General features: G+C 41.2%; 13 protein-coding genes and 1 other annotated feature. Of the genes, 12 read left to right on the plus strand and 1 reads right to left on the minus strand.

Annotated elements, in window-relative coordinates; translation table 11 throughout:
• Window positions 1-633 precede the first annotated feature (633 nt).
• Complete coding sequence (locus AC1DIV_RS05815; RefSeq protein ID WP_370015834.1) at window positions 634-2,223, minus strand: recombinase family protein; 1,590 nt, start codon at window positions 2,221-2,223, stop codon at window positions 634-636.
• A 107-nt stretch (window positions 2,224-2,330) separates the two neighbouring features.
• Between AC1DIV_RS05815 and yqfC the strand changes: the two genes are divergently transcribed.
• The 12 genes from yqfC (at window position 2,331) to glyS (ending at window position 13,641) form a co-directional block, all read left to right on the plus strand.
• The gene (yqfC, locus tag AC1DIV_RS05820; protein ID WP_034308511.1) at window positions 2,331-2,615 is read left to right on the plus strand and encodes a sporulation protein YqfC; all 285 of its coding nucleotides are present in this window, start codon (window positions 2,331-2,333) and stop codon (window positions 2,613-2,615) included.
• A 15-nt stretch (window positions 2,616-2,630) separates the two neighbouring features.
• Window positions 2,631-3,818, plus strand: a complete 1,188-nt coding sequence (gene yqfD / locus AC1DIV_RS05825; RefSeq protein ID WP_340876934.1) for a sporulation protein YqfD — start codon at window positions 2,631-2,633, stop codon at window positions 3,816-3,818.
• A gap of 3 nt (window positions 3,819-3,821) precedes the next feature.
• Window positions 3,822-4,784, plus strand: a complete 963-nt coding sequence (locus AC1DIV_RS05830) for a PhoH family protein (protein ID WP_034308506.1) — start codon at window positions 3,822-3,824, stop codon at window positions 4,782-4,784.
• A 189-nt stretch (window positions 4,785-4,973) separates the two neighbouring features.
• On the plus strand, window positions 4,974-7,139 hold the full coding sequence (locus AC1DIV_RS05835; protein ID WP_477575956.1) for an HD family phosphohydrolase: 2,166 nt from the start codon (window positions 4,974-4,976) through the stop codon (window positions 7,137-7,139).
• Window positions 7,136-7,612 (plus strand): rRNA maturation RNase YbeY, encoded by a 477-nt coding sequence (gene ybeY / locus AC1DIV_RS05840; RefSeq protein WP_034308501.1) that lies wholly within the window; start codon window positions 7,136-7,138, stop codon window positions 7,610-7,612. The genes AC1DIV_RS05835 and ybeY overlap by 4 nt, the downstream gene beginning before the upstream one ends.
• Window positions 7,590-7,967 (plus strand): diacylglycerol kinase family protein, encoded by a 378-nt coding sequence (locus AC1DIV_RS05845; RefSeq protein ID WP_063594184.1) that lies wholly within the window; start codon window positions 7,590-7,592, stop codon window positions 7,965-7,967. Before ybeY ends, AC1DIV_RS05845 begins: the two co-directional genes overlap by 23 nt.
• Before the next feature lie 39 nt (window positions 7,968-8,006).
• On the plus strand, window positions 8,007-8,405 hold the full coding sequence (locus AC1DIV_RS05850; protein WP_048685709.1) for a cytidine deaminase: 399 nt from the start codon (window positions 8,007-8,009) through the stop codon (window positions 8,403-8,405).
• A complete protein-coding gene (gene era, locus AC1DIV_RS05855; protein WP_034308493.1) occupies window positions 8,398-9,327 on the plus strand; it encodes a GTPase Era in 930 nt (309 codons plus the stop codon). Before AC1DIV_RS05850 ends, era begins: the two co-directional genes overlap by 8 nt.
• A gap of 99 nt (window positions 9,328-9,426) precedes the next feature.
• A complete protein-coding gene (locus AC1DIV_RS05860; protein ID WP_065310843.1) occupies window positions 9,427-9,570 on the plus strand; it encodes a YqzL family protein in 144 nt (47 codons plus the stop codon).
• Between the two features lie 33 nt (window positions 9,571-9,603).
• Window positions 9,604-10,356, plus strand: coding sequence for a DNA repair protein RecO (recO, locus tag AC1DIV_RS05865; protein ID WP_034308490.1), 753 nt, complete (start codon window positions 9,604-9,606; stop codon window positions 10,354-10,356).
• A 58-nt stretch (window positions 10,357-10,414) separates the two neighbouring features.
• Window positions 10,415-10,591 (plus strand) — a binding site (T-box leader).
• A 97-nt stretch (window positions 10,592-10,688) separates the two neighbouring features.
• Window positions 10,689-11,585, plus strand: coding sequence for a glycine--tRNA ligase subunit alpha (gene glyQ / locus AC1DIV_RS05870; RefSeq protein ID WP_034308488.1), 897 nt, complete (start codon window positions 10,689-10,691; stop codon window positions 11,583-11,585).
• Window positions 11,572-13,641, plus strand: a complete 2,070-nt coding sequence (glyS, locus tag AC1DIV_RS05875; protein WP_477575958.1) for a glycine--tRNA ligase subunit beta — start codon at window positions 11,572-11,574, stop codon at window positions 13,639-13,641. Before glyQ ends, glyS begins: the two co-directional genes overlap by 14 nt.
• The last annotated feature ends 14 nt before the right edge of the window (window positions 13,642-13,655 follow it).

Here is a 13,655-nt window from a genome sequence, read left to right on the forward strand (position 1 = left end):
GAATTGGAAAGAGGATTTATTATATGTATTGATACCCAAACCACCATTAACCCAAATTTTAAAGCACCCCTACCCGTCAACTTAGTTTAATTTCTTCTTATTAATTTCTTTTTATTTCAATTGATTTTAATTAAACATCAAACGGTCAATCATATTTATAATTTAATTACTAGTGTTAAGATATTACATTAAGTGTAATGATTAGTGTTAATGGTTATTGATACAGCTATCTATAAATCATTACATATCTATGATGTTGATACTAATGATTAAGTATAAGGTATTAGTAGTAGGTACTAATAATAAACATACTACTATAACCCTTAGTAACACCGTACTATACAGGGGTAGCAATAGGGTAGGGTAAGGGGGTATTCATAAGGTGGGGTAAATATCAATGGTAATTATAGGGGGGGGGTAAACGGGTATGGATTAATTAGAATTATTACAATGTAGCGTAGATTGATACCTATTTTCTAAGGTAATTCAGTCACCCTAATTCCCATAAAGGTTGCTATAATAGGCTTTCTATAGTCCCTTATCTATAATCCTACCGTTAACAATCTTATCTAATTTGTAGGCTTTTTTACACTTAGATTTACATATCTGTAAACATAAATAAAACCCCTAATCTTATTTAGGGGCAATAGTTACTTCTATTATATTGTAGTCAACTTCTGGATTACCCATTGCATCTGAACCTATAACCTTTTGATCAAACTTCTGGTAGTAAATCTTATCAAGTAGAACTTTAAGCATCCGGTTAGCTTCTATTGTATTAGCACGTGTTGATACTTCATCCGTTAAACTAGGGTTATCTTTAACCATTTCCTTAACCTTATGGATTAACTTCAGCTTCTCTGCATAGCCTTCGGCAACATCTTTAGTATCTAGGTTAACCAATTGCCTTTCTAAATCGCTTGTAGACCTCTTCAACAACATCAGTTCTTCTTCAGTAGCCGTTTTATCAGCTAAATATTCTTCTTTTGTAAAAACTTCATCAAGGTAAGCGGAACGTATCTTAGTTAGTTTCCTGTTTAGTTTGTCCTGTTGTTCCTGTAGTTGCTTCAATTGCTTTTGTAGTACTTCCTTAGAATCTTCCATAGGTGTTGCTAAAGCCTTTTCCCATTGTTCCGTAAAGTATCTTTCTGTGAATTCAAACTGATTATAGAACTCTTCTAATAGTCGGGATTCTGTTGCACCTTTATTACCACATGGGCAAGCTTTTAGATATACAACATCCTGCTGTTTAGAATCTTTCCTGAATCCCATCTTGCTACCACATCTATTGCAATACACTAAATCCTTCAATATAGATAGGCATTCACCTCTACTACGGTTACGCTTAACCAAACCTTCAGCACCACCCGATAAACGTCCAGCTACTGCTTCCTGTGCCTTCTCAAAGGTATCTGTATCAATTATTGCTTCATGTGCATTAACTGTAGAAATAACATCTACAACATTCTTCCGTTTATCCTTAATTTGCATCTGAACTTCACCTACATAAACCCTATTCTTCAGAATCGTATTGACCATACTAATACTAAAAGGTTTGCCTGTATGATATTTTCCCTTACTGGTTGTGTAACTTCTTGTAGTGTAGCCCGCTAACTTATCTATAATCGTAGGAATACCATTTCCTGCAATTGCATAAGTAAATATCATCCGTACTACATCAGCTTCAGTAGGGTTAATTTCAAGGTGTTTATAGTTAGGGCTAGTATTATCTTCATTTCTTTTATAACCAAAGGGGGCTACACCTTGTGCCCACTGACCTCTAGCTATATGTTCCCGTTTACCAGACCTTTGACGTTTAGTGATTAGCCTTAATTCTTGGCTAGATACAACGTTCTGAATATCAAATAACAACCTATCGTCACTATTTAAATCATACGTCTTTTCAGGCGTTATAACAGGTATATCAGCATCAGCAATAACTTTAGCTACCATTTGTGCATATAGTGTATCCCTACTGATACGGTCAATACTTACGACAAACACTGCATCTAATTTATCAGCTTCAACATCTGCTAACATTTCTAATAAGGCGGTACGGTTAGCAATATTAGAAGCACCTGATTTAACTTCTTCATATATTTGATAGGTATAGCCATGTTCCTTCATATACCGTTCGGCTATGGTTCTATGTGAAAGCAATGTATCAGCGTTTTCTGTACTCTCTCGACTAATCCTCAATAAGATTCCTACGTGCTTTATCATAATGTTCCCCCTTGAAGAATATTATTACCTAAAGGCTGTGTTATCACACTTTCATCAAGCTATCTATAAAATAATACATACATTGAGATGAAAGGGGGTTCTTTTTTATGGCACGCAATTGGGGAAAAAAAGTGAAACAGCTTATGACCAAAACAATGGACCTTCCGCAAGATGTCATGATGGACCTGCCGCGAATTACAATGATCGGACAATTACATATTTATATTGAAAACCATCGTGGCTTATTGGCTTTTACAGACAGCGAAGTACGATTGATGCTGAAAAATGGGCAGTTGCTGATAAAGGGAAATGCCTTTGTCATAAAGACGATTTTGCCGGAAGAAATCATGCTCGAAGGCAAAATTGACAAGGTTTATTTTATCAATGAATGATCCCGGGAGGTCTCCATGAAAAACCAATGGACAAACTATTATACAGGCTATGTAAAGGTGAAGGCTTATGGAAAAGGTGCAGAACGGTTAATTAATATGCTGACGAGAAGGGGGCTTCATATATGGGAAGTGAAGCGTGTCGGAAGTGAAGCCCTGATTTTCCATATGGATATCAGGGATATCCCCAAACTACGTCAGGTCATGCGTAAGAGTGATTGTAAAGTAAAGTTCATGCAGGGAAAGGGTTTCCCTTTCCTGATGAAGAGAGTCATGAAAAACAGCGGGTTTTTAGCGGGGATGATCGCTTTCCTGCTATGTATATTTGTACTTTCCAATATGGTATGGGGCATCGAGGTTCAAGATGCCAAACCGGCAACCGAGCATGCCATCCGGAAAGAATTGGACAAGATGGGCGTGAAGATCGGTAAAGTGCAATTCTTTGTTGATGATGTGGATACGATTCAGCGTAAGCTGTCGGACCGGATTGGTGCATTGACATGGGTGGGGGTCGAGCTAAAGGGAACGACATATCATTTTCGGGTTGTGGAAAAACGGCAGCCTAAAGAGGTCGAGAAAACATCTCCACAGAATTTGGTAGCATCAAAAAAAGCGATCATCGCTGATATGTTCGTTGAAAAAGGACAATCTATTGTTAATGTGAATGATTATGTAGGAAAAGGACAACTTCTTGTTTCGGGATTGATTGGTAAAGAGGATAAACAGGAAATTGTATCCGCAAAGGGAGTAATAAAAGGGAAAACGTGGTATAAAGCGAAAGTGGAAGTTCCGTTAAAAACCAAGTTTTCTGTTTTTAATGGAGATGAAACGAGCAAGCACTTTTTGAAAATGGGGGGCTTTTCCCTTCCGGTATGGGGCTTCAAGGATCCGGGATATGAAAAACAGGAAAAGGAAACGACAGTGAGGCCTTTTCACTTTCTTCAATGGGAACTGCCGATTTCTTATAAACAAGTGACCTTAAGGAGCAAGGAAGATATTGTACGAAGCTATACGGAGAAAGAAGCGGTGGAGGAAGGCAGGAAAATGGCTAAAGCGGAATTAAAAAAACATTTAAACGAGGAAGATGAAATCGTCGAAGAAAAAATTTTGCACGAAAGCATGGAGAATGGTAAAGTTAAATTGTCTATACATTACCAAGTTATTGAAGATATAGCGATTGGACAGCCAATCATTCAAGGAGACTAACGAATGGCAGATGATGTGAAAGTAATTAAGCTCGAAATCGAATCACCCAATGAAGCGATCGCGTTATTGGGCAATGGAGATTCAAATGTAAAAGTGCTCGAAGAGGAACTTGGCATTTCCGTCATAACCCGAGGTGAAGCGGTGAGTGTTGCCGGGGATATCGAGCGGGTAACGATGGGGGAAGAGATCCTTAAGGCATTATTGACTGTAGTCAGAAAAGGAATTGCAATAAGTTCCAGAGATGTGCTTTATGCAATTGAATTGGCAAGAAAAGGCACATTGGAGTATTTCGGTGAATTATATGATGAGGAAATCGCTAAAACGGCTAAGGGGAAATCCATTAAAGTCAAAACAATCGGGCAGAGATACTATATCCAGGCAATTAAGAAACAGGATCTTGTATTTGGAATTGGGCCTGCCGGAACCGGGAAGACCTATCTTGCTGTAGTGATGGCCATCAATGCTTTGAAAAATGGACATGTTAAACGGATCATCCTGACACGGCCTGCAGTCGAAGCAGGGGAGAGCCTTGGTTTTCTGCCTGGTGATCTGAAGGAAAAGGTAGATCCTTATCTAAGGCCGCTGTATGACGCTCTCCATGACCTCCTAGGGATGGAACAGACGCAAAGGATGATAGAGCGCGGAACGATCGAAATAGCTCCCCTGGCTTATATGAGGGGCCGTACGCTTGAAGATGCCTTTGTCATATTGGATGAAGCCCAGAATACGACGGAAGCCCAAATGAAGATGTTCTTGACCAGGCTTGGTTTCGGATCGAAAATGGTCATTACGGGAGACCGGACCCAGATTGACCTTCCAAAAGGCATGAAGTCAGGTCTTGTCCGGGTAGAAGAGATATTGAAGAATGTTAAAGGCCTTTCCTTTGTTTATTTTGAACAAAGTGATGTAGTAAGGCATCCGCTTGTCGCTAAAATCATTACTGCTTACGAGCAGGCGAAGTCATAAGAAAAAATCCGCCATTTCAATCGGCGGATTTTTCGCGATGTGTCTAAATGACGAACTTTATGGTGGAAAAGTGGATATGAAATGACAGAACCTTTACATTTATCAATACGAAGGTGAAAATTTATATGAAAACTGTTATGATTTTACATATCTAGAATAATAAACATCATTTTTTTAGGAGGACCTTCCTTGAATCGTATCCAGAAATTTTTCACTCAAATAAAAGGGCTTTTGGTCCATCGTTTTTTTCAAGTGCTTTTGTTCATCATACTTGGTTTGTTTGCGTATGGTTTAATGTTCTCCAATGTGAAGCCGGAAAGGGTTCAGGTAGAGCTTTTTAAGCCTGCGGAACAAACGATCCGATCAACCAAGACTGTGGAAGATACCTATAAGACGGAACAGGAAAAAGAAGAGATTTCAAAACAGGTGGCGGATGTGTATTCTTTAAAAAAAGAATATGCCAAAAATAAAGTCGATCTGATTTCATCCATTTTCGATTCAGCGATTGAGGTGAATAAAGAAACGGACCCTGATGAAGATCATAAAGAAGATGAGGATAAAAAAGAGACCCTAAAGACGGATGCTCAAAAAGTTTCGATATTAAAAGAAAAATTGACTGATGAAGTGAATAAAAATATCGAGGAATCCGTTTTCCTTGCATTAGTGCAGGCGGATGAAGATGAGTTGAAAATAGCGAAGGATTCGACCATTACGGCAGTGAATAATGTGATGAGCTCCCGAATCGCTGCAAGTGACGTCGAAAATGCCAAGAAAAAGGTTGTAGAGGAATTAGGGTATATGAGCATTAGCGGCGATATGAAAAAAGCCTCCACTTCCCTTGCGCGTACGGCAATCATTCAGAATGTATTTTTCGATAAGGACAAAACCGAGGAACAGCGAAGGAAAGCGGTTGAAAGCGTGGAGCCAATCAGGATCCTTCAAGGTCAGATCATCGTTGAAGAAAATCAGTTAGTGGACAGGGATGTATATAGGCAGCTTGAACTGGCAGGCTTCTTAAATACGGAGTCTACCATTTACCCGTATATCGGCCTGCTGTTATTCATATTCCTGACTTTTGCCGCTTTTTATTACTATTTCTACTATTCCGTTTCCAAAAAGGATAACAAGTACAATCAGTTATTGATCTTCAGTCTTGTCTTTATCCTTTCAATGGCTACCATGAAAACGGTCAGCATTCTGGCAGACCTGAAAAACTCGAACTTGGAATACATTTTTCCGGGTGCCATGGCGGCGATGCTCATCAAGATATTATTGAATGATAGGTTAGCGGTAGCAATGATCATATTGTTAGGTTCGTATGGTACGATTATATTTAATGGTGATACACCTGGAAATCTGGATTTCTCGATGGGGCTTTATATCATTTTCGGGGGATTGACGGCAATCATCATCCTATCCAGGCCAAATTTCAAATCAAAGGTGCTGGTAGCGGGGCTGCTATTGTCTTTAATCAATATGGCATTTGTTTTTTCGCTCATCTTTATTATGGACAGCCATTATACTAGAATGGAGTACTTGTATTATGCTTCTGCTGCCATAGGTTCTGGAGTGGGTGCAGCCGTTTTGACAATGGGCCTGTTACCGTTTTTCGAGGCTGGTTTCGGGATTTTATCATCGATTAAGCTTATCGAGCTCGCGAATCCCAATCATCCGTTATTGCGGAAGATCTTGATTGAGGCTCCGGGGACATATCATCATAGTGTAATGGTCGCCAATTTGGCGGAATCGGCTTGTGAAGCCATCGGCTCGAATGGCTTGCTGGCAAGGGTCGGCAGTTATTATCATGATATCGGTAAAACGAAGCGGCCGCACTTCTTCATCGAAAATCAGATGAGTGAAGAGAACCCGCATGATCGGCTTCAGCCGGAAACGAGCAGGGATATCATCATTTCCCATGCTGTAGATGGCGGGGAGATGCTGCGCAGTCACAAATTCCCGAAAGAGATTGTGGATATTGCAGAGCAGCATCATGGGACCACATTATTGAAATTTTTCTACCATAAGGCAAAAAAACAGGATGAGGCCACACTCGAGGCGGCCTATCGATATCCCGGGCCGAGGGCGTTAATGAAGGAAGTGGCCGTCATCGGCATAGCCGATAGTGTGGAAGCTGCAGTGAGATCGATGAAGCACCCAACTCCGGAGAAGATTGAAGAGCTGGTAAGTTTCATCATTCAGGACAGGATTTCTGATGGTCAATTTGATGAATGTGACATTACTATGAGAGAATTAAGTATCGTGAAGCATTCCTTATGTGAATCGCTGAATGGTATCTTCCACTCCAGGATTGAATATCCGGAGCCGGATAAATTAGGACAGAAGGTGAAAGAATGATTTTAGCTATCGATTTAATGGATGAAACGAATGAAGTAACGGAGGAAGCTCAGCAGCTTGTTGAAAGCATTCTTCAATTTGCGGCAAGAAAAGAAAACATTGAAAAAGACACCGAGCTGTCTGTTACATTTGTAGACAATGATAGGATTCGGGAAATCAATAAAGAATATCGTCATAAAGATTCAGCTACAGATGTCATTTCTTTTGCGCTTGAAGAAATGGGAGAAGATGAAGTGGAAATTGTCGGAGCGGAAATGCCCCGCATGTTAGGGGATATCATCATTTCCATTGAACGCACGAAAGAACAAGCTGAAGAATATGGTCATTCATTTGACCGGGAACTTGGATTTTTAGCACTGCATGGTTTTCTTCATTTATTGGGATTCGACCACATGAATGAAGAAGATGAAAAAGTGATGTTCACAAAACAAAAGGAGATCTTGGAAGAATATGGACTTTCAAGAGAAGGATAAAAAAAGGTATCCTTTATTAAAAAGTTTCTCTTTTGCCTGTCAGGGAATTTTGGAGGCTGTTCGGACTGAACGCAATATCAAGATTCATTTCGCGTTAACGGCAATCGTCGTATTCTTTGGCTGGCACTTCTCATTGAATGGGATGGAGTGGCTTTTCATTTTGGCGGCCATAGCCGGTACGATTACGTTGGAGCTCGTTAATTCCGCGATTGAAAGGGTAGTGGACCTGGTAACGGACCAAATCCATCCGCTTGCCAAGCAGGCAAAAGATATTGCAGCCGGAGCTGTATTCATATATGCTATATTTTCTATAATAGTTGGATTGATTATCTTTTTGCCTAAGGTTGGCCTGTAGGTTGCCGAAATGGTACTCAATTTGAAAGGAAGATGTGAATTGAATACAAAAGAATTGATTGAGGAAGCTAAAAAAGCAAGGGATAAAGCATATGTGCCTTACTCCAAGTTTAAGGTGGGGGCAGCCCTTTTAACCGCTGATGGAAAGGTCTATCATGGTTGTAATATAGAAAATGCTGCATACAGCATGTGTAATTGCGCCGAAAGGACAGCTTTATTCAGCGCTTATGCCCATGACGATAAAAAATTCACCAAACTTGCAGTCGTGGCGGATACCGATGGTCCCGTCGCTCCATGCGGGGCATGCAGGCAGGTTATTTCAGAACTGTGCGAAAAGGATATGCCGGTCGTTTTGACCAACTTACATGGGGATATAAAAGAACTAACAGTACAGGAATTGCTTCCAGGAGCTTTTTCACCGGAGGATTTAAATGGATAAACTATTTGACGATACACAAGTAAAAGGTTACAAATCAGGTTTCATTTCAATAATTGGACGACCTAATGTAGGAAAAAGTACATTTCTGAATCGGGTCATCGGTCAAAAGATCGCCATTATGAGTGATAAACCGCAAACTACAAGAAATAAGGTCCAGGGTGTACTTACGCAAAACGATTCACAAATGATTTTCATCGATACACCCGGCATTCATAAACCAAAGCATAAGCTTGGCGACTTCATGATGAAAGTGGCAACGAATACATTGAAGGAAGTCGATTTGATTCTCTTCATGATCAATGCGACTGAAGGATACGGACGCGGGGACGAGTTCATCATCGAAAAACTTCAATCCGTAAAAACGCCTGTTTTCCTGGTCGTAAACAAAATCGATGCGATGCATCCAGATGATTTACTTCCGATCATTGAAAAATACCAACAGCTTTACCCTTTTGCGGCAGTCGTTCCGATTTCTGCGCTTGAAGGAAATAATGTGGATACTCTGCTTGAACAAATCAAAGAGCATCTGCCTGAAGGTCCCCAGTTCTATCCAGCTGACCAAGTGACCGACCATCCGGAACGTTTTATCATTTCCGAATTGGTCCGCGAGAAGGTACTGCACCTGACACGGGAAGAAATTCCACATTCAGTGGCTGTTGTCATCGATTCAATTAAAAAAATGGACAATAGCGACACCATCAATGTCATGGCGACTATCGTTGTCGAACGGGATTCACAAAAAGGCATTGTCATCGGAAAGCAAGGGAAAATGCTTAAAGAAGTCGGCAGCCGTGCCAGGGTGGATATCGAAAACCTATTGGGTTCTAAAGTTTTCTTGGAACTGTGGGTGAAGGTACAGAAGGATTGGCGTAACAAAGCAAGCCAGCTTCGCGATTACGGCTTCAATGAAAGCGAGTATTAATTAACAAAATTTACGCATCATGAAAGTTAGGAAAACGGTCAAGCTAATCATATGGTCGGATATTCATATTGCTAGTTAAAAATGAAAGGTGGGCTTTATATGTTGGATTTTACCTGGGAATTATTCACTGAAACAGGTAATGTGGACACCTATTTGCTGTTTAAGGAGATAGAAGTCGAGAGACAGGAAAGACACTTGGGATTGAATGATGAGCTAGCAGAAATTGATTTTCCTGTTTCATAGGTTAGCCTTGGCGAGCATGGGTGGTGTCTTGGTATGCTCCAAAAATGTGAGGGCATTGTCATAAGGCGAACTGCATATGGAGAAAATAACAAAATCATTACTATATATACCCGTGAGCTAGGGAAAATTGGCGTCATGGCGAGAGGGGCCAGTAAACCTAACAGCAGGCTTTCAGCCGTCACACAGCTTTTTTGCTCCGGGTATTTTCTTGTAACCACATCAACCGGACTCGGCAGTCTTCAGCAAGGCGAAATGGTCGATTCACTCCGTTTCATAAGGGAGGATCTTTTTGCCACCGCTTATGCTTCATATATTGTTGAATTGCTTGATAAAAGCGTCGAGGATAAGAAACCGAATCCATATTTGTATGAATTGCTTTCGCAAACTTTGCATTACATAAACGAGGAATATGACGCGGAGGTTTTGACATTCATTTTTGAAATGAAGATGCTGCCCGTCAATGGGATTAACCCAGTGCTGAATCAGTGTGCAGTATGTGGTGAAACGGAAGGGGAATTCTCCTTCTCGCTTCGGGAAGCGGGCTTTATCTGTCACCGCTGTCTGGGGAAAGACCCTTATCATTTTAAAATTTCACCTGCAGCCGTCAAATTGCTTCGGATTTTTTATTATTTAGATTTATCAAGGCTCGGAAACATTTCCGTCAAGCCTGAAACGAAAAAAGAACTGCGGAAGATCATCGATGCATATTATGAGGAATATTCCGGTCTGCTTTTGAAATCAAAAAAGTTCCTGAAACAGATTGATACGATGAAAGATATGTTTTAGGTTCTGACCTATTGACATTCCATGCTAGTTTGTATAAAATTCTAATCATCAAAATAAGAAGATTGCGTTGATGGAAAAGAGTATCTGTCATTCTCCATAAAAAGCGAACCCGGGACGGTGGAAGCCGGGATATGGATTTACAGGGAAGGGCGTTTCCGGAGCATGTTGCTTTGAAAAGAGGCCGTTTTGTAAACGGCAATTAGGGTGGAACCGCGGGTATACTCTCGTCCCTATGCATTTCGCATAGGGACGGGAGTTTTTTGTTTGCCAAAATGTAATGGGTTTCCGACCTTTAATCTTAAAAAGCCGTTTAAATAACCTGGAGGTGTACGATGAATATTCAAAATATGATTTTAACGTTACAAAAGCATTGGTCTGAACAAGGCTGCATATTGATGAATGCTTATGATGTCGAGAAAGGGGCAGGAACGATGAGCCCATACACGTTCCTGAGAGCCATTGGACCGGAGCCTTGGAGCGTGGCTTACGTAGAGCCTTCCCGCCGTCCTGCTGACGGTCGTTATGGTGAGAACCCTAATCGACTGTATCAGCATCATCAGTTCCAAGTGATCATGAAGCCGTCGCCTGACAATATCCAAGAGTTGTATTTAGATTCATTACGTGCTTTAGGGATAAATCCGCTCGAGCATGATATTCGCTTTGTGGAGGACAATTGGGAAAATCCATCCCTAGGGTGTGCCGGACTCGGTTGGGAAGTGTGGCTTGATGGAATGGAAATCACGCAATTTACATATTTCCAACAAGTGGGCGGCCTTGAGTGTAAACCGGTCTCCGTGGAAATTACATACGGGATCGAACGTCTCGCCTCTTACATTCAAGATAAGGAAAACGTATTTGACCTAGAATGGACAGATGGATTCACTGTTCGCGATATATTTGGTCAGCCAGAATACGAACATTCGAAATATACGTTCGAAACCTCCGACCTTGACATGCTTTTTCAGCTTTTCACGATGTATGAAAAGGAAGCGCATCGACAAATGGAAGAAGGACTTGTACATCCTGCATATGATTATGTTTTGAAATGTTCCCATACATTTAACCTTTTGGATGCCAAAGGTGCCATCTCGGTGACGGAAAGAACGGGTTATATTGCCCGGTGCCGTAACTTAGCGCGTAAGGTTGCCAAAACCTTCTATGAAGAGCGGGAAAAATTAGGCTTCCCGATCCTGAAAGTGAAAGGGGAGAATACAAATGAGCAAGCGTGATTTGTTATTGGAGATTGGATTGGAAGAGCTGCCTGCCCGTTTTGTGACAGCATCAATGAAACAGTTGTCAGATAAAGTGCAGCAATGGCTAACGGAAAAAGCGATAGAATTCGGGACGGTTGAAGCTTTTTCCACACCAAGACGTTTGGCCGTATTGGTGAAGGACGTGGAAGAATCCCAAAAGGATATCGAAGAAGAGGCAAAAGGTCCGGCCAAAAAAATCGCGTTGGACAGCGAAGGCAACTGGTCTAAAGCAGCATTGGGATTCGTCAGGGGTCAAGGCATGACTTCAGAGGACATTTATTTTAAAGAACTCAAGGGTGTGGAATATGTCCATGTGAATAAATTCATAAAAGGACAGCAGACCGTTCAGCTTTTATCTGAGCTTGCTGAAATCATCAGCGGCATGACGTTCCCGAAAAATATGCGCTGGGCCAATCAGGAGCTCCGCTTCGTCCGTCCGATTAAATGGCTGATTGCCTTATTTGGCAATGAAATAGTGCCATTCAGCATTGCTGATGTGGAAACGGGCCGTGAAACAAAAGGACATCGTTTCTTAGGCAATAGCGCCATCATCGAGCAGCCGCAACGGTACGAAGATACGCTGAAAGAACAATTTGTAATGGCGGATCCAGATAAACGCCGGCAAGTTATATTGGATCAGATTAAAGAGCTTGAGCAGGAGAAAGGCTGGATCATCCCTGTCGATGAAGATCTGCTTGAAGAGGTAAATAATTTGGTAGAGTATCCAACGGTGTTATTTGGACATTTTGAAGAAGAATTCCTTGAGCTTCCTGCTGAGGTACTAATCACATCAATGAAGGAACACCAACGTTATTTCCCAGTTAAAGATCAGGAAGGGAACCTGCTTGCTTACTTTGTAACCGTGCGCAACGGCGATGACCGCCATTTGGATAAGGTTTCTAAAGGTAATGAAAAAGTATTGCGTGCCCGCTTATCGGATGCAGCATTTTTCTATAAAGAAGATCAGAAAAAAGAGATTTCGGATGCTTTGAAAAAGCTTGACAGCATCGTTTATCATGAAGAAATCGGTACATTGGCCGAGAAAACTGCCCGGGTAACTGAAGTGACCGGTGCTCTTGCGGATGCTTTGAATTTAAAGGCGGAAAAAGAAATGGCGCTTCGTACAGCGGCAATTGCCAAGTTCGATTTGGTAAGTAATATGGTTTATGAATTCCCTGAATTGCAAGGGTATATGGGTGAAAAATATGCTCTCTTAAAAGGGGAAGCCAAAGAAGTGGCCGCAGCTATCAATGAACATTATATGCCAAGGCATGCGGATGATGATGTACCGCCTTCAGTCATTGGCGCGGTTGTGAGTTTGGCTGAAAAAATTGATACTTTGTCTTCGTTTTTCGCTATTGGCGTCATTCCGACAGGTTCCCAGGATCCTTACGCATTAAGAAGGCAGGCGAGCGGTGTCGTCCAAATTCTAGCTGAGAAGAAATGGAATATTTCATTAGAGGAGCTTATTGTTTTAGGTCTTAAAGGACCGGAATCAAAAGGTATCTTAAAACGTGATCTTGAAGAAGTTAAAACGGACATGTTCACATTCTTTAAAGCTCGTGTCAAACACATGCTTCAAGAACAGCAAATCCGTTACGATTTGATTGACGCAGTTTTGTTCAATGAGATCGGTTATATCCACTCAATCGTGGAACGTGCACATGTATTGGATGCGAAGAAAGAAGAAGCAGGCTTTAAGGAAAGCCTGGAAGCTTTGAGCCGGGTCATGAACATTGCCGTAAAATGTGACAATCAGGTGACAGTCGACCCTGCTGCCTTTGAAAATGATCAAGAAAATGCGTTATATGTAAAATATCAAAAAGTGGCAACACGTTATATGGAATCTAAAGATGAGAATGAGCGGTTTGAAGAGCTTGTTTCGCTTCAATCGGAAATAGAGTCATATTTCGAGAATACAATGGTCATGGCAGAGGATGAAGCAATCCGCAACAACCGTTTATCCCTAATGAAGGAAATCAGTGATTTGGTTGCAGGTTTTGCTGCCATGAATAAAATCATCCTTACATGATCGAAAGGGTGTAT

This window comes from Peribacillus sp. 05N428 (assembly GCF_056397085.1).

Bases quoted from the DNA above. Each gene is read 5' to 3' on its own strand.
- yqfD (WP_340876934.1), top strand. From the start codon at position 2,631: ATGAAAAACCAATGGACAAACTATTATACAGGCTATGTAAAGGTGAAG.
- AC1DIV_RS05845 (WP_063594184.1), top strand. From the start codon at position 7,590: ATGGACTTTCAAGAGAAGGATAAAAAAAGGTATCCTTTATTAAAAAGT.
- yqfC (WP_034308511.1), top strand. From the start codon at position 2,331: ATGGCACGCAATTGGGGAAAAAAAGTGAAACAGCTTATGACCAAAACA.
- AC1DIV_RS05830 (WP_034308506.1), top strand. From the start codon at position 3,822: ATGGCAGATGATGTGAAAGTAATTAAGCTCGAAATCGAATCACCCAAT.
- recO (WP_034308490.1), top strand. From the start codon at position 9,604: ATGCTCCAAAAATGTGAGGGCATTGTCATAAGGCGAACTGCATATGGA.
- AC1DIV_RS05860 (WP_065310843.1), top strand. From the start codon at position 9,427: ATGTTGGATTTTACCTGGGAATTATTCACTGAAACAGGTAATGTGGAC.
- AC1DIV_RS05815 (WP_370015834.1), bottom strand. From the start codon at position 2,223: ATGATAAAGCACGTAGGAATCTTATTGAGGATTAGTCGAGAGAGTACA.
- era (WP_034308493.1), top strand. From the start codon at position 8,398: ATGGATAAACTATTTGACGATACACAAGTAAAAGGTTACAAATCAGGT.
- ybeY (WP_034308501.1), top strand. From the start codon at position 7,136: ATGATTTTAGCTATCGATTTAATGGATGAAACGAATGAAGTAACGGAG.
- glyQ (WP_034308488.1), top strand. From the start codon at position 10,689: ATGAATATTCAAAATATGATTTTAACGTTACAAAAGCATTGGTCTGAA.
- glyS (WP_477575958.1), top strand. From the start codon at position 11,572: ATGAGCAAGCGTGATTTGTTATTGGAGATTGGATTGGAAGAGCTGCCT.